We start from the raw sequence: 16078 nt of genomic DNA, 5'->3' as shown, positions 1-16078 counted from the left end.
ATCGCGACCCGGCGCCCTGCAGCAAAGGCGTTCGCTGTCGCCGCTCAGCGCAGGACGCTGGTCGCCAGAATCGTGGAGAAACTGTCCAGCGCGGCGGTGTTGCGCTGGGCCTTGGCCAGCAGAACGGCGCCTTGTACCGAGGCGATGATGAACAGGGCGACCTGGCGGCTGTTGAAGTCCCGGGGCAGGTCGTCCGCTTGAATGGCCTCGTCCAGACAACCACTAACGTGGTCGCTGAGCCAGTCATAAATCTGCGCCAGACGCGCGCGGATCGGCTCACTGTGTTCGGTGCTCTCAGCGGTGAAGTTGCCGAACAGACACCCTTTGTTTACGGCGCATTCGAGCGCGCTTTTGTGGAAGTCGACATAGGCTTGCACACGCGCGATGGGTGGCAGTGACGGGTTGAGCAAGGTCTGTCCGACCATTTGTCGGGTGCCTTCGAAGTAGAGGTCGATAATCTCCAGGCCGAAGGCTTCCTTGGACACGAAATGATTGGTGAACGACCCCTGAGGCACCCCGGCCGCCTGCACGATGTCACGCACACTGGCGCCTGCGAACCCTCGCTGGTGAACAACCTTCAATCCTTCGGTCAGTATCTTTTCACGGTGCGATGGTTTAGCCATGGAGGGGCAAGCTGCCTGTACCGGGTCGGGTCGGTTTTGAAGAGGCTGGACGTTATCAGCCGGGTACGGCTGGCGTCGATAAGCGCCAGAAGGATCGGTTGCGGTGCGCCGGTCAGCGCACCGCAACGGTTCTACGCTTGCAGGCTGAACAACGCCATCTCTGGCGCGTCGCTGATCCAGACCTGGCTGACCGACCATCCTGCACGCGCCGCCAGTTCAGTAAAAGACGCCACCGTGAACTTGTGCGAGTTCTCAGTGTGCAGCCGCTCACCGGCAGCAAAGTGAAAGCGGTGGCCCGCAACGTTTACCACCTGCTCGACCTGACTCACCAGATGCATTTCCATGCGCTCCCGATCGGCATTCCAGACTGCCAGATGATCGAATGCCCCGACGTTGAAGTCGGCACTCAGCTCGCGATTGATGCGCGTCAGCAGGTTCTTGTTGAAGCGTGCCGTGACGCCCTCGGCATCGTCATAGGCCGCAACGAGCGTGTGAGCGTCTTTGACCATGTCCACGCCGACGATGAAGTGAGCGTTCTTCCCCAGCACATCGTGTGCCGCATGAAGGAAGTCCACGGCCTGTTCGTGGGTGAAGTTACCGATGGTCGAGCCCGGAAAGAAACCGACGCGGGTGTGGCCATCGGCTTCCTTGGGCAGGGTCAGTACGCGAGTGAAGTCGTCCACCTGTGGTGCAACCACCAGCGTCGGGTACTTCTTGCGTAACGACTGCGCCGCCTTGTTCAACGCAGTGGCGCTGATGTCGATCGGCACGTAAACGGCAATGTGCGGCGCGGCGTCCAGCACCAGTCGGGTTTTCTCGCTGGCGCCGCTGCCAAATTCCACTAGCGCGGCACCGTCGGGGATCGACGCGGCGATCTGATCCGCAATGCCTTTGAGCAAGCCGGTTTCAGCGCGCGTCGGGTAATACTCGGCGGTTTCGCAGATGGCCTCGAACAGGTCCGACCCCATCGCGTCATAGAAATATTTCGGCGACAGCGTCTTGGTCGGTTCCGATAAACCTGCAACGACATCGCGGGCGAACTCGCTGTCGTTGGGATTCACCACGCCCGGTTGGCGGCTGTCACGGGCCAGGCGCAACCCGGCAACCATCCAGCGTTTTTCGGTCTGGAAGAAGTTGCGATAGGTCAGGCGGCAGTGATCGGGCGAGGTCACGCTGGCGCCACCGCGCAGGACCATCTGGTTGACCATGAATTTACCGTTGTACTCACCCACGGCACCGGCCGAAGGCTTGAAACCGGGGTAGGCGCTGTAGGCACTTTGTGTCCACTGCCAGGCCACATCATCGACCTGTTCCAGTAAACCGGCCCGGGCGGCGGCTTCCCATTCGGCCTCCGTCGGCAGGCGGGCGTCGGCCCACGTGGCGAACGCGGCGGCTTCGTAATAACTGATGTGCGTCACAGGACCTGCCGGGTCGATGGGCTCCAGTCCGCGCAGGCTCATGCGTTTCCAGCCGTTCTCGTCGTGTTGCCAGTACAGCGGCGCGTTCCAGCCATTTTCCTGAACCATCGTCCAGCCTTCGGACAACCACAGAGCAGCGGTGTGATAACCGCCGTCTGCGATGAAGCTCAGCCATTCGCCATTGGTGACCAGCCGATCGCTGATTTCGAAGGATTGCAGGTACGTGGTATGTCGCGGGCCTTCATGATCGAACGCAAAGCCGTGGCCGTCGTGACCGATTTGCGTCAACCCGGCGCTCAATGGCTTGAACTGGCCGCGCCGTCCAGAAGCATCTTTCGGCCAGTCGGGGCTATACGCGGGCTTGAGCGACGACAGGCTGAACAGGTGCAGGATGTCCATCAACAGCAGTTCCTGATGCTGCTCCTCGTGGGCGAGGCCCAGTTCGATCAGACTTGTGACCTCGTCGGACAACGGGGTCATCAGCAAGGCCGACATGTGTTCATCGACGTGTTTTCGATAGGCCATCACCTGATCGACGCCCGGACGGGTCATCAGCCCTCGTTGCGGGCGAGGATGACGTGGGCCTACGGCTTCGTAATAGGAGTTGAAGAGGTAGCCGAAGGTCGGGTCGAACGGCGCGTAATCGGGGAGGTTGGGGGCCAGCAGGAAGGTTTCGAAAAACCAGGTAGTGTGCGCCATGTGCCATTTCGCCGGGCTGGCGTCGGGCATCGACTGCACCACCATGTCCTCGGCACTGAGGGGAGCCACCAGTTGTTCAGTGCGAGTACGCACGCCCTGATAGCGCTTGCACAGAGGATACGTGGCGGATGTTTCGCGAAGCTGGCGTGAATGGCGCGTCATCGGGTGTTCTCCGGATCTTGCCGGCGCCCGGTTGGCTGAGTCGGTGCAGCCAGGCGGTACGGCTTTCCTGCGTTCTTCTCATGAGCGGGCCGCAACGGTGTTCGTTGCGGCCCGGACGTCGTGTGGCAAAAACGATGGAGCGATGCAGCGAGGCCATGACTGGGAAGGACTCAGTGAATGTCCAGGGTCACCTTGTCCGGGTAGAACGCGACGTGGCCCTCGATTTCTTTCACTGAGGGATACGCCTCTTCATAGGTCCAGACGGCGTTTTCAGCGGTTTGGCCGTTGGCGTTCAGGCTGAAGTAGCTGGCATCACCCTTGTAGGGGCAATGGGTTCGATGTTCGGTTCTTTCGTAATGTTCAATCGAAATATCCGAGCGGGGCACATAAATGACTGGCGGATAGCTGGCTTCCTTCAGTTCCAGTGCCTTGTCGCTTTGCGCGACCTGGACGCCATTGAACTGAACCGTGACCCGGCCGTTGAGTGGGGAAAGGGTAATGGGGTGATCGGGACCTGGAATTTTCATGACGATAATCCTGTGGCGATGAATTCTGTTTTACAGAAGAGACCGACAAGCCAATACCCGTCGGCACGTTGACACCGAAGAAGGAAAAGCAGTGTAGTAGGAAGCAATATGGATGAACGTATTTTTTTGCGTTGCTCTGTGCGGGGTGCCTGTGCGGAATGATTGAACGCTTGAACCTGAGGCGCTGCCGGCAGTCAGCAAGTAAACGCACCAATATGCTAGGCAGCGATGCCTTGCCGATTGAACAGTACCGTTTCAGCTCATGACTCAGTGGGGACATGCATGAATGATCTATCCAGTCTGCTCGCGGCGCTCGATCAGGCGCAGGCCGGGCAGCAGGAAACAGTGATCGCCACGGTGGTCAAGGTCGAGGGTTCGGCTTACCGACGACCCGGTGCGCGGATGGTCATCGCGCAGGTGGGTGAAGCCACGGGAACCGTCAGTGGGGGTTGCCTGGAAAGTGACGTGAGCAAGAAGGCCTGGTGGTTGACGGCCAGTGGCAAGCCGTCGATCCGTGCGTACAGCACCGGCGACGACGACGATGAACTGGAAGAAGCCGAGTTGAGTTTTGGCCTGGGTTGCAATGGCACGGTGCATATCCTTTTCGAACGCGTGCTGCCAGAAGGTGAAAGCCTGGTGGTGGACATACTGCGCGAGGTCAAGGCCAGCGGTCACGGCGCCGCGTTGGCGACGGTGATTGGTTCGCACAACGAGCGGCAGGTCGCGGTCGGTGAGCGGGTCGCATTGTCCCCGTCGAGCGGGTTGCGCACGCACATGCATGAACGCCGGCTGGCGCAGGTGATTGCCGAGGATCTTCGTGCGGTACTCAGTGCCCGTCGTTCTGCCACTCGAACGTATGAAGGGGCGGGCGGGGAGATCGAAGTGCTGCTGGAATACATTCCGGCGCCGCGTCGGCTGGTGATTTTCGGGGCCGGTCATGACGCTTCTCCGTTGGTGAGCATGGCGCGCTTGCAGGGCTGGCACATCACGGTGATCGATGCCCGCCCGCATTTCGCCCGGGCTCAGCGGTTTCCCGAAGCAGACCGGGTTCTGGCGGCGCCGCTTCAAGCCTTGCCCGATCTCACCGCGATGGTGGCGGATGCCGCTGTGGTGGTGATGACCCATAGCCTCACGCAGGATCGTCACTGGCTCGGTCAGGTCCTCGACGGTGCGCCGCGCTACATCGGGCAACTGGGGCCGCGCAGCCGCACCGAGCGGTTGCTCGATGAAATGCCTGCTCAACTGCGCGAAGGCCAGGCGTTCTCCACCCTGCATTTCCCCGTCGGCCTGGACCTGGGCGGTGACACGCCGGACAGCGTGGCGTTATCGATCCTGTCGGAGATCAATGCGGTGTTCAACGGCCGTGCGGGTGCCATGCTCAAGCACCGCGAGGCGAGCATTCATGCGGTGGACGTGAAGCTTGAGCAGGAGCCAGGATTGCGGATGATCGGGTGAGCCCGGCGACCGTTCGCTCGCAGGTCGCCCTCGAGCGATGTCAGCGTGCAGAACCTGTGGGGTCAGGTTGCTCACGGGTACTGAGTTTCAATCTTGGCAGGCCGGCTGGATGTTCCGGCCTCTTCGTCAGCACGCTGACTCCCACAGGTGATGTGCCTGATATCGCTTATGGGTATTGCTGACAGTCTGCTTGCTTTCGTCGTGGGCAAGCCAGGTTAGCAGCAGGGTTGCAGGTGAACTCCACGCGCTGCATATCCGTCGGTAACATCTAAACTCCCTCAAATGAATCCTCAGACACTCGACAAATAATGCCGAATCATCATCACGCGCGAGCGGCCGGTGAGTCATATCGTTCTGGTCACGGTCTCAGGACAGCATCCATCAGGTCTGCTCGATGAACGACAAGTACACGCCTCATAACTGGGCTCCCCATGAGCGGCCGACCATACCGGGTTCGCCTTCCACGCCGTTGCACTCGACGCCCAAGCGGCTGGCGTTTGCCATTGTCGGCGTGATCGTCGCGCTGACCGGCGGGTTGGGTAATGCGCTGGTGGTTGCCAACCTGCAATACCTGCAGGGCGCGCTGGGGGCCACGCAGGCAGAAATTGCCTGGCTGCCAGCCGCGTACGTCATGACCAACGTCTCGATCAATCTGTTGCTGGTGAAATTTCGCCAGCAATACGGACTCCGTGCGTTTACCGAAGGCTTTCTGGTGCTGTATGCGTTGGTGACCTTCGCCCATCTGTTCGTCAATGACATCAACTCGGCCATCGCGGTACGCGCGGCGCATGGCATGGTCGGTGCGGCCCTCAGTTCGTTGGGGCTGTATTACATGATTCAGGCGTTCCCGCAGAAGTGGCGGATGAAGGCCCTGGTGCTGGGGCTGGGAACTGCACAGTTGGCGACCCCGCTGGCACGGTTGGTCTCCGAAGACTTGCTGCAGATTGCCGAGTGGCGGGGGTTGTATCTGTTTGAGCTCGGCATGTGTTTGCTGTCGCTGGGGTGTGTGCTGGTCCTCAAACTGCCGCCGGGCGACCGCTTCAAGGCGTTCGAGAAGCTCGACTTCCTGACCTTTGCATTGCTGTCCTCAGGCTTTGCGGCCCTGTGTGCGGCGTTGTCGCTGGGACGGATCGAGTGGTGGCTGGAAGAGCCCTGGATCGGCATGGCGCTGGCGTTTTCCATCGCGACGATCTGTGCAGGGCTGGCGATCGAACACAACCGCACGCGACCGCTGCTGATCACCCGCTGGCTGGGCAGCGGGCGAATGCTGAGGTTTGCCTTGAGTGTGCTGTTGACGCGCATTGTGCTGTCCGAGCAGGCAACGGGGGCCGTGGGTTTTCTACAGGGCCTGAACCAGGGCACGGAGCAGTTGCACACTTTATATTTATTCATGTTGCTGGGCAGCGTCGCCGGGCTGCTGGTCAGCGCCATGACCATCGACCCGCAGCACCTGTTCAAACCCCTGATCATCTCGCTGGCGCTGATGGCCATCGGTTCCGGCATGGACAGCTTTTCCACCAGCCTGACCCGTCAGCCACAAATGTATTTCAGTCAGTTTTTGCTGGCGTTTGGCGGTACGTTCTTTCTGGGTCCAACCTTGGTACTGGGCATCAGCGGGGTGATCAGCAACCCGCGAAACATGGTGAGTTTCTCGGTCATGTTCGGGATCACCCAGAACGTCGGCAGCCTGATCGGATCGGCCTTGCTGGGGACGTTTCAGGTCTGGCGCGAGAAGTTTCATTCGTCCTACCTCGTCGAGAACGTGACCTTGCTCAACCCGCAGGTCCAGTCACGTTTGCAGAGTTCGAGCGGGTCGTTACTGTCAGCGATTGCTGACCCGACCTCACGCACCAGCCAGGGCATACGCACCCTGGCGACGGCCGCGACCCGCGAGGCCAATACGCTGGCCTACAACGACGTCTTCATGCTCATTGCATTGATCGCGGTCTTGACGATGATCTGGATCACCAGCCGTGCGACCTGGTTGTGGATCACCACAGAACCGGTGGCGCCGTTCACCCCGTCGGCACCTGCACCTTCCTCCGTTCCCTCTTCTGGCGCGCACTCTTCATGACAGAACCCGGCAATCCTTCGGACAAACCTTCAGGCGATGCGTCCGGCAACTCCGCAACCCAATCGACACCGACCACCGGGCCGGCGCCTGCTCCCGCGGTGATGCCCGCCACCACGCAACCGCGCTCGGCACGCATTCGTCTGGTGTCGTCGATCCTGTTTGGCGGCGTCGCGCTGGCGGGCGTGTTGATCGTGCTGTACGCCTGGCAGCTGCCGCCGTTCAGCAGCCCCATCGAAAGCACGGAAAACGCGCAGGTGAGGGGGCAGACCACGATCATTTCGCCGCAACTGAGCGGCTACGTTTATGAAGTGCCGGTGCAGGATTTTCAGTGGGTGAAGGCGGGTGACCTGCTGGTGCGCATTGACGACCGGATTTATCAACAGCATCTGGATCAGGGGCTGGCGCAACTGGGGATCCAAAAGGCCGCGCTGGAGAACAACCTGCAGCAGCGGCGCAGTGCCGAAGCCACCATCGTGCAGCGTCAGGCGACTGTTGCAAACGCCGAGGCGCAGAGCCAGAAGGCGGCGGCGGACCTGCGCCGCAGCAACGCGCTGGTGACCGATGGCTCGGTGTCTAAAAGTGAACTGGACGTGACCCGCGCGGCAGATGCGCAGGCGCGTGCGGCGCTGGCTGAAGCCAAGGCAACACTTGAAATCGCCCGGCAAGATTTGCAAACGGTGATCGTCAATCGAGGCTCGCTGGAGGCGTCGGTCAAAAACGCCGAAGCCGCCATCGAGCTGGCGCGCATCGACCTGACCAACACCCGCATCACTGCACCTCGTGACGGTCAGTTGGGGCAGATCGGTACGCGACTGGGCGCTTACGTGAACTCGGGTGCGCAGTTGATGGGGCTGGTGCCGCGTCCGCGCTGGATCATCGCCAACATGAAGGAAACGCAGATGGCCAATGTGCGTTTGGGTCAGCCGGTGTCGTTCACTGTGGATGCCTTGGAGAACCGCAAGATGCGTGGACGTGTGCAGCGGATCTCGCCGGCGGCGGGGTCGGAGTTCAGCTTGTTGCCCGCTGACAACGCGACGGGCAACTTCGTGAAGATTGCCCAGCGGATTCCAGTGCGTATCACGGTGGACGGCGGTCAGGATGATCTGGCGCGTTTGCGTCCGGGCATGTCGGTGGTGGTCAGTATCGACACCAGTCAGGACGGCCCGATTCCGCCGGATCCGGTGGATGGGTCGGTTGAGCAGCCGTAAACAGTTAGCCTGCCTCGTGCTTGGCAGTGAGAGTACGGTGCCATGCCGTCCAGGATTTGGCCTAACGGCCAAACTGTTCCGCCTTCGGCGGGTTACTTGATAACCCCAAGTAACCAAGGGTTGAACTCCCGGCTGGGCTCCTCCTTCGTCGGAGTACCTTCACTCCGGCGACGCTCCGTGGGCCCGCCGCCATCCGCCATCCATGGCGGGGGGCGGCTCTCGCGGCATCCATGCCGCTCGGCCCACTCCGCGCCACCTGCGTTCAGCCTGCACCCAAGTCGCGTTTTGTGGTGTCTGGGCTGTCGCGTAAAAGAGCAACGTGGCTGGAGCTAACGCTCTTCGCGTCTTGATTCGTGCATCAATCTCCCTCGCTCCACTCTTTAGCGTAGGAGCGCGCTTGCCCGCGATCTGGCGGGAACCGGCAGCAAAACCGGTGCATGCGGTATGTCAGGCATAACCGAGTTGTCTGATTTTGCTACCGCTGCGCGGTAGATCGCGGGACAAGCCACGCTCCTACAAGATTCGCGTCATTCGATGCTTTTGATTTTGCTGTTCTAACGCGATAGTCCGAACACCACAAATCGCGACTTGGGTGCAGGCTGAACGCAGGCGACGCGCAGTGGGCCGAGCGGCATGGATGCCGCGAGAGCGCCGCAAGGACATGGATGTCCGTTCGGCGCGGGCCCACGGAGCGTCGCCGGAGAGAGGGTATCCCGACGCAGGAGGGACCAAGCCGGGAGCCTCAAACCTGAACTGACCCCCGAAAGTTGGACACCCAGTCCAACCGAGGGAACAGCCATGACGAAGTACGATCCAGCCTTCAAACTCAAACTGGTTAAACAATGCCTGGCCGGCAGCAGCACCAACGGGGTTGCAGTCAAAAATGGTATCGGTCATTCCATCCTGCAGCGCTGGGTGCGCAGCTATCAGCAACACGGTCTGCCCGGCCTTGCGAGGCAGTACAGCCGCTATGACGCCCAGTTCAAACTCAGTGTTCTACAGCGCATTGAGCAGGATGGATTGTCGGACCAGCAAGCCGCCATTCTCTTTGGCATCCGCGGGCAAAACAGCATCGGGGAATGGAAGAGGCTGTACCATGCCGGAGGTATCAATGCGCTGAAGCCGCATCGGGAGAGAGAGCCTGCCATGCCCCAAAAACCATCTGAAAAAGCTGTACAGCCTTGCCCTGGCGATGACGAGCGTACTCGCCAGGAACTGCTCGATGAGCTGGGTTACCTGCGAGCGGAGAATGCCTACTTAAAAAAGCTCGATGCCTTGATCCGGGAGCAGAATGCAGCGCGAGCCAAAAAGCGCACATAATCCAGGGATTGAGGCATGAGCATTCGATGCAATGGCTGTTGCGTGCTGCCGGCTTGGCCCACAGCACGTTCTACTATCAGGCCAAGGCCGTTGCCCGCGATAAACACGCCGGGCTCAAGGCTCACGTGCGACGCATCTATGAGCAGCACAAGGGACGTTACGGCTATCGCCGTATCACCGCGGTCCTGAGACAGATAGGCGAACATGCCAATCACAAGACGGTACAGCGGTTGATGCAGATGATGGGGCTCAAGTCGTTGGTCAGGATCAAGAAATATCGCTCCTACAAAGGCCCGGAGGGCGAGACAGCGCCTAATCGGTTGGCGCGCCAATTCAAGGCCGACCTTCCCGACCAAAAATGGGTGACCGATGTCACCGAGTTCAAGGTCAACGGGCAAAAGCTTTACCTGTCACCAGTACTGGATCTTTGTACCCGGGAGATCGTGGCTTACCAGACCAGCAGGCGGCCGGTGTTTGAGCTGGTGTCAAAAATGCTGGAGAAGGCTCTGGCACGACTGGGGCCAGAGCAGACTCCTTTGCTGCACTCGGACCAGGGGTGGCAGTATCGTCAGGTTAATTACCGGCATCGGCTGGCCCAAAAAGGCCTTCAACAAAGCATGTCGCGTAAAGGGAACTGCTATGACAACGCTGTGATGGAGCGCTTCTTCGGCACTCTGAAGAGCGAGTTTTTTTACCTTGAGCGCTTCGACACCGTTGAGCAATTAGAAGCCGGGCTCGACGAGTACATCCATTACTACAACCACGAGCGGATCAGCATGAAGCTCAACGGCCTCAGTCCGGTACAATTTCGAAGCCAGATAATGAGTCTGTAATTTGTCCAACTTTCGGGGGTCAGTTCAAACCCTTGGTTACTTGGGGTCATCAAGTAACCCGCCGAAGGCGGAACGCTTCTGCCGCCAGGCAGAACCAATCTATCAGCGCCACCCAGATAGTGGATGTACCGAGCTCTGATAGCGCCGACCGTACGCCAGCGCAGCCCACCCATTTGTATCGCACTGTATCCACACCCCCCTGCGACACGTAGCGATGCCATTGACCGCTTTGCTGACACATCCGCGATACCTCCAGACCGTTCAATAGGCGCCATCGAGGAACAACGCCTCGGCCCACTTGAACCATCAGCCATCGCTCTGGAGATCGCCATGAACTGGAAAAATCTTTCAATCGCCACCCTGTTTGCCGCCCTCAGCCTGGGCGCTCTGTCCGCTCAAGCGCAGGACGCCGTGAAGTCTGAAACCTACACATACGGTACCCATCTGGACATCAAGAAAGTGATCTCGTCCAAAGAAGGCACCACCCCCGCCTGCAGTGTCGTGACCTCGCAACTGACCTACCTGGACTCGACGGACCAGGTCCACGTCCTCGACTACCTGAGCATGTCGGACGGCTGCCACGACAACTGAGTCGTCCCTTCAAGACGCCGGTTTCCAAGGGGCGAGGTTAACGCTCGCGCCTTTTCTGATTGCAGGTAATGCGTATGTTGCTCATCGCTTTTCTGGGCGGGATCGTCACGGTCCTCAGCCCGTGCATCCTCCCCGTCGTGCCGTTTCTGTTCGCCCGCGCCGACCGCTCGGCCTCTTCAGTGCTGCTGACGTTGCTGGGGCTGACGCTGACCTTCGCGTTGGTCTCCAGTCTGGCGGTGGTGAGCAGTGACTGGGTGGTGACGGCCAACGGCATCGGTCGCCAGGTCGCGCTGGTGGTGTTGGTGTTGTTTGCGCTGTCCTTGCTGTCGGCGAAGGTCGGGAGCTGGTTGATGTGGCCGTTGGTGACCCTCGGCAACCGGCTTGACCCGGCCACCCGACGGCTGTCAGGTCCTTCGGCTTCGCTGTTGATCGGCGTGGCGACCGGGCTGTTGTGGGCGCCGTGTGCCGGACCGATTCTGGGGATCATCCTGACCGGTGCCATGCTGCAAGGACCGAGTGCGCACACCAGCCTGTTGTTGCTGGCGTACGGGCTGGGGAGCGCAGTGTCGCTGGGCACGCTGATATTTGCCGGACGCGGTGTGCTGACCCGAATGAAACTGTCGTTACCGGTGACCGCGTGGCTCAGGCGCGGCGCTGGTTGCGCAGCGTTGCTGGTGGCTGTCGTGATCGCCAGCGGGAACCAGAATCAACTGCTGGCCGGGACATCCTCAGAAGGTGCAGCGGCCATTGAGCAGCGCGTACTGACTGGCGTGCCGGCGGTCATCGATTACCTGGTGGACAGCGTGAAGGCTGCCACGGCGCCTGATGTCAGCAACAAAGGGGACATGCCATCGCTGTCCGGCGCGGTGCAGTGGTTGAACTCGCCTGCACTGAGCAAGGCGTCATTGAAGGGCAAGGTGGTGCTGGTGGATTTCTGGACCTTCGACTGCATCAATTGCCAGCGCAGCATTCCCTACGTGAACGGTTGGGCGAAGAAATACGAGAAGGACGGTCTGGTGGTGATTGGTGTACACACCCCCGAGTACCCCTACGAGCGCGTCATCGACAACGTGCGCAAGAACGTGGAGAAGCTGGGCCTGAGCTACCCGATCGCGATCGACAATGACTACGCCATCTGGCGCGCGTTCGGCAATCAATACTGGCCCGCGCATTACATCATCGATGCGCAGGGCCAGATTCGATACACCCACTTCGGTGAGGGCAGCTACGACATCCAGGAACAGGTGATCCAGCAACTGCTCGACGAAGCCAAGGCCCAGGCCAAGCCCAAGGGCTAGTGCCGGGTGGGGTTACACCATGCGCCGCACGGTATTGTCCTTGCGCACGAAGTGATGCCAGACCGCCGCAACCACGTGCAAGCCGATGACGTAATAGAAGATCGTGCCCAGCAACACATGGAAGTGTTCCAGGGTTTGCGCGGTGTCCTTGGCGATATCGAAGGGCGCCGGAATGGTCAGCGACGTCAACGGGACCGGCAGCGCGCCGCGTTCGAGCAGCACGGTGAACAACCCCAACAGCGGTTGCGCGAAGAGGAATGCATACAACGCGTAGTGCGACAAGGTGGCGGCCAGCCGCAGGATTCCTTCCAGCGGCGGGGTAACCCCCGGCGGCGTATGACGATGACGCTCCGCCACCCGGAAAAACGCCATGATCAGTACCACGATCCCCACCCAGAAATGCGATTGCACGACAAAGGTTCGCAGGTCGGTACCCTTGGCGAACTGACTGCGGCTGAGTATCAGGGCATACGCCAGCACAATCAGGGCAGCCATCACCCAGTGGAACCAGCGAGCCCGGTAGCTGTAGCGTTCAGTGTTCAGTGGTGTCGTCACGGTCAGGTCCCTCGATTTTTTGATGTTCTCGCCTGATTTAAGCAGGTTGCCGATAAGAACACGATGCTCGCTACAGGTTTCAGCAGGCCTTCACATGAACGCCTCGACAGGAATGACGAGTGCAACTTGCAAGCGCTGTAAGAGTTATTCCAAGACGTGGATGTTCTGTGCATCAGGCCGATCTCATAATGGCGATTGAATAACTGTCCACTAAACGGCTTAATGATGTCATTAAGCCTTCAATGAAGTTTTCCCGGCTAGCCACGTTATATGGGGGATATCATTGATCCGTTTGTTAATGTCGGTTGTACGATGTTCTAATAGTATATGTCTGAATGTTTCTTATTCTTCTCCATATGAAGTTATTCAAACGAGGGGGTGAAACGTGTTTGAACGCGTTTGCTAATGGCGTCATATAAAGTTCTGTTCTTATACGTATTCGTGATTAACAAACCATCAAAACGAGTTTGACAGGTAATCCGCTTGGATCCATCTTTACCCCGGAAGGTTCAGAGCGTCTGACTATCAGTCTGATCAGACTGGCATTTTGCCCAGCTTTGCTGGGGCCCTCGTCATCATTAATGGATACCTGCATACAGGACTCTTCACATGGAAGTCCCCGGATTCGCTTGCCTTTTGAAAAAGAACACTGTGGATTCCGAACTATGGTGGGATTCGTCTCCGACGATCTATGGCGCCTTTAAAGATCGAATGATTACCCAATACCCGAGCATGTTTAACGTGATCGAGAGTTGGCTTCCCGATAACTTTTCAGCCAGTCAATCAGGTCTCAGCGGTGCAACTACCAATCCACGACTGGTTGCACGTGCGGTACTGGAAGATCCTCAACGGTGGCAGGATTTTGCCGACCGTCTTCCCTCGCAGCTGACGGATTGCGACAAAGCGCGTCAGCTCTACGACCAGGTGATCGTGGAGGGGGCGGGGAAACTTCGCGCGTTTTGGGATGCTACGCAGCAACGTCAGGGCTGGTTGTCGGCACAAATCGAAGGCGGCGAATGGATGCACGAACGCCTGCTCGTCACACGCGGGCTGCAACTGGCCAGTCTGGCCCCCAACGTGATGATCAAGGTGCCCGGCAGCGAGCAGGGGTATCGGGCGATCGAACAGCTGGTCGCCCAGGGGTGTTCGATCAATAACACCTTCTGCTTCACCGTTTCGCAGTTCGCCGCTTGCCTGAAGGCCATCCACAGCGGTCGTCTGCGCGCACGGGTGACGGGGGTGAACACGGACCGGGCGCGTTACGTCATCACATTCATGATGGGGCGGCTGGGTGCCGAACATGAATTTGAACGTCAAGCCGCGCAGCGGCGGCTGTGCCTGACCGCGACGGACCGGCGCTGGGCGGAACTGGCGGTTTATCAGGCGATTCAGGCGTTGATGCGGCGTTGGCAGACACCGGCGCGGTTGTTGCTTTGCAGCCTGAAAGTCGACACCGATGTGCGCGGGCGTGAGCATTGCTGGCACCTGCAGCGCACGGGCGCAGACACGACCTTGTACACCCTGACGCCGGACATCCTTGAGTTTCTCATCCGCCGGCAACAGCTCAATCAGCCGGTGACGCCCGCCACCGAATGGGTGCAAGTACCACGGCGGGTTCTGAATCGGCTGATGGCGATTCCTTACTTCAACCAGGCGTACTTCGAAGGTGAACTGGCGCCGTCACGGTTCGCGCTGCATCCTGCGTTCGTCACCGCCAGCCACGACGCCCGAGAAGGACAAGCGCAACTGCTGGCGTTTGTGAAAGGCCCCAGCAACACGGCGTTGTTCCCCGAGATGAGACCCCTGAGCGATCTGGCCATGCGTGATATGGCGATGGGGCGTGTGTCATGAATCGCATGATCGCGCTGTGGGCCCATCCGCGTTCGCGCTCCACAGTGCTGGAGCGCGTGTTCATCGAACGGGGGGACTTCGAGGTATTCCACGAACCCTTCGCGCACATGGCTTTCAATGAGCAGTCGGCCATTCCCCACGACGATCTGGACTGTGGCCTGCCGCGGACCTACGAGGGGATCAAGTCCTTGCTGCGCAGCACCCGTGAGCGGCGCAACGTGTTTCACAAGGACATGTGCTACCACTGCCTGGATGAACTGAAAGCAGACACCGACTTTCTGCTTGAGCAGCAACATGTGTTCATCATTCGCGAGCCAGGTCGGGCCATCGTTTCGCACTTCGCGATGTTCGCTCAGATGCCCTTGCACGCCATCGGCCACAAAGCCCTGTACGACGTGTTCTGTCGGGTCACCAAGCTCACCGGCAAGATTCCGTACGTGATCAACGGGGACGATCTGGCGAACCAGCCGGAAGAAACGCTGCGCAGGCTCTGCGATCACTTGCAGCTGGAGTTCCTCCCCGAAGCGCTCAGTTGGGCGCCGTCCTGCCCGCCCCAATGGCAGGCCTGGCGTAGCTGGCACAAAGACGCCGAACGCAGCACGCACATCGTCGCGTCGACATCGGATTTCGACGAGCGACAGCTCACTGCCCACCCGCATCTGATGGGTTACTACCACACACACCGGCCGTTCTACGAACGCATGAATCAATTTACTCAGCAGGGACGCTCATGAAAAAAATTGTCATCACCGGCGCTGCCAACGGCATAGGCAAAGCAACCGCCATTGCCTGTGTGGAAGCAGGTTATTACGTCATTGCCGCCGACAAGGACAAACAGGGTTTGCGTAACCTCCAGGACCTTTTGCCCGCCCATCGGCTGGAAGCGCATGTTGCCGACTTCTCCAGGCCAGACACTTATCAGTCCTTTATCAGTGAGCTGTACCAGCGTGACGATCGCCTCGCGCTGCAGGGACTGGTGAACAACGCGGGTCTGTACCACGGCAAAAGCGTTTACGAATACAGCGATGAGGAGATGGAAGAAATGTGGGCGGTGAACCTCAAGTCACTGGTCTACCTGTCAAGGGACTTCGCCCGTCACGAGCTGCAAGCGCCGCACGCGCGCTGCATCGTGAACATCACATCGGTGGCCGGTGAGGTCGGCAGCATGGATGCGCTCTATGGCGCCACCAAGGCTGGCGTCATTGGCCTGACCAAGGCCAATGCCTGGAATTTCGCGCCCCGTGTACGCGTCAATGCGGTCTCGCCGGCCTTGATCCGGGAGACCTCGATCCATGACCGCATCCCCGAACATCGGCGCAAAGAGTACGAGCGACAGGAAGTGCTCAAAGAGCCGATTCATCCGGAGGGGGTCGCCGATGTGATCCTGTTTCTGTTGTCCGATCAGAGCCGTCACCTGACCGGAAAAATCATACCCGTGGACAACGGTGCCTACCCGCGCTGATG

Annotated in this window: 13 protein-coding genes; 9 read left to right on the top strand and 4 right to left on the bottom strand. The window is 59.6% G+C overall.

The features are described from left to right. Positions 1–44 precede the first annotated feature (44 nt). The 3 genes from AB4N84_RS02620 to AB4N84_RS02610 all read right to left on the bottom strand — a co-directional run bounded on the left by AB4N84_RS02620 (position 45) and on the right by AB4N84_RS02610 (position 3429). Complete coding sequence (locus AB4N84_RS02620) at positions 45–623, bottom strand: TetR/AcrR family transcriptional regulator (protein WP_460045156.1); 579 nt, start codon at positions 621–623, stop codon at positions 45–47. Between the two features lie 131 nt (positions 624–754). Next, complete coding sequence (gene egtB, locus AB4N84_RS02615) at positions 755–2902, bottom strand: ergothioneine biosynthesis protein EgtB (protein WP_460045154.1); 2148 nt, start codon at positions 2900–2902, stop codon at positions 755–757. Positions 2903–3072: 170 nt separating this feature from the next. Next, entirely contained in the window at positions 3073–3429 is a 357-nt protein-coding gene (locus tag AB4N84_RS02610; protein ID WP_460045152.1) for a DUF427 domain-containing protein, read from the bottom strand. A 282-nt stretch (positions 3430–3711) separates the two neighbouring features. On the opposite strand from AB4N84_RS02610, the gene AB4N84_RS02605 reads away from it, so the two are divergent. From AB4N84_RS02605 to AB4N84_RS02580, 6 genes are all read left to right on the top strand, one after another. Beyond that, on the top strand, positions 3712–4884 hold the full coding sequence (locus tag AB4N84_RS02605; RefSeq protein ID WP_460045151.1) for an XdhC family protein: 1173 nt from the start codon (positions 3712–3714) through the stop codon (positions 4882–4884). 394 nt (positions 4885–5278) lie between these two features. Beyond that, positions 5279–6958 (top strand): MFS transporter, encoded by a 1680-nt coding sequence (locus tag AB4N84_RS02600; protein WP_074759179.1) that lies wholly within the window; start codon positions 5279–5281, stop codon positions 6956–6958. 101 nt (positions 6959–7059) lie between these two features. After that, entirely contained in the window at positions 7060–8166 is a 1107-nt protein-coding gene (locus AB4N84_RS02595) for an HlyD family secretion protein (protein ID WP_460046925.1), read from the top strand. Between the two features lie 798 nt (positions 8167–8964). Continuing rightward, positions 8965–10319 (top strand): IS3 family transposase gene (locus tag AB4N84_RS02590; RefSeq protein WP_460042898.1). Its coding sequence is split into 2 segments (ribosomal slippage): positions 8965–9424 and positions 9424–10319, totalling 1356 coding nucleotides; the frame shifts between segments, so codons are not numbered across the junction. Between the two features lie 330 nt (positions 10320–10649). Next, positions 10650–10910, top strand: coding sequence for a DUF2790 domain-containing protein (locus tag AB4N84_RS02585; RefSeq protein ID WP_460045150.1), 261 nt, complete (start codon positions 10650–10652; stop codon positions 10908–10910). Between the two features lie 74 nt (positions 10911–10984). Next, the gene (locus AB4N84_RS02580; protein ID WP_460045149.1) at positions 10985–12208 is read left to right on the top strand and encodes a cytochrome c biogenesis protein DipZ; all 1224 of its coding nucleotides are present in this window, start codon (positions 10985–10987) and stop codon (positions 12206–12208) included. Between the two features lie 12 nt (positions 12209–12220). Here the strand turns inward: AB4N84_RS02580 and AB4N84_RS02575 are convergent, their stop codons facing one another. Beyond that, positions 12221–12763, bottom strand: coding sequence for a cytochrome b (locus AB4N84_RS02575; RefSeq protein ID WP_074759187.1), 543 nt, complete (start codon positions 12761–12763; stop codon positions 12221–12223). A gap of 651 nt (positions 12764–13414) precedes the next feature. Between AB4N84_RS02575 and AB4N84_RS02570 the strand changes: the two genes are divergently transcribed. The 3 genes from AB4N84_RS02570 to AB4N84_RS02560 are packed head-to-tail and all read left to right on the top strand — an operon-like array spanning position 13415 to position 16076. Beyond that, entirely contained in the window at positions 13415–14614 is a 1200-nt protein-coding gene (locus AB4N84_RS02570) for a transaldolase family protein (protein WP_460045148.1), read from the top strand. Continuing rightward, positions 14611–15348 carry a sulfotransferase-like domain-containing protein gene (locus AB4N84_RS02565; RefSeq protein ID WP_460045147.1) on the top strand — a complete coding sequence of 246 codons (738 nt, stop codon included), beginning with the start codon at positions 14611–14613 and terminating at the stop codon, positions 15346–15348. The genes AB4N84_RS02570 and AB4N84_RS02565 overlap by 4 nt, the downstream gene beginning before the upstream one ends. Continuing rightward, positions 15345–16076: an SDR family NAD(P)-dependent oxidoreductase gene (locus tag AB4N84_RS02560; protein ID WP_460045146.1), complete on the top strand. Its 732-nt coding sequence runs from the start codon at positions 15345–15347 to the stop codon at positions 16074–16076. The genes AB4N84_RS02565 and AB4N84_RS02560 overlap by 4 nt, the downstream gene beginning before the upstream one ends. Positions 16077–16078: the final 2 nt, after the last annotated feature.

This window comes from Pseudomonas sp. S2_H01 (genome assembly GCF_054668305.1).
Note: the sequence above shows the minus strand (reverse complement) of the source record. Positions and strands in the feature narration are given on the sequence as shown.

Excerpts from the sequence above, each read along its gene's own strand:
- egtB (WP_460045154.1), bottom strand. The coding sequence starts at position 2,902 with ATGACGCGCCATTCACGCCAGCTTCGCGAAACATCCGCCACGTATCCT.
- AB4N84_RS02620 (WP_460045156.1), bottom strand. The coding sequence starts at position 623 with ATGGCTAAACCATCGCACCGTGAAAAGATACTGACCGAAGGATTGAAG.
- AB4N84_RS02600 (WP_074759179.1), top strand. The coding sequence starts at position 5,279 with ATGAACGACAAGTACACGCCTCATAACTGGGCTCCCCATGAGCGGCCG.
- AB4N84_RS02595 (WP_460046925.1), top strand. The coding sequence starts at position 7,060 with ATGCCCGCCACCACGCAACCGCGCTCGGCACGCATTCGTCTGGTGTCG.
- AB4N84_RS02580 (WP_460045149.1), top strand. The coding sequence starts at position 10,985 with ATGTTGCTCATCGCTTTTCTGGGCGGGATCGTCACGGTCCTCAGCCCG.
- AB4N84_RS02610 (WP_460045152.1), bottom strand. The coding sequence starts at position 3,429 with ATGAAAATTCCAGGTCCCGATCACCCCATTACCCTTTCCCCACTCAAC.
- AB4N84_RS02560 (WP_460045146.1), top strand. The coding sequence starts at position 15,345 with ATGAAAAAAATTGTCATCACCGGCGCTGCCAACGGCATAGGCAAAGCA.
- AB4N84_RS02565 (WP_460045147.1), top strand. The coding sequence starts at position 14,611 with ATGAATCGCATGATCGCGCTGTGGGCCCATCCGCGTTCGCGCTCCACA.
- AB4N84_RS02605 (WP_460045151.1), top strand. The coding sequence starts at position 3,712 with ATGAATGATCTATCCAGTCTGCTCGCGGCGCTCGATCAGGCGCAGGCC.
- AB4N84_RS02585 (WP_460045150.1), top strand. The coding sequence starts at position 10,650 with ATGAACTGGAAAAATCTTTCAATCGCCACCCTGTTTGCCGCCCTCAGC.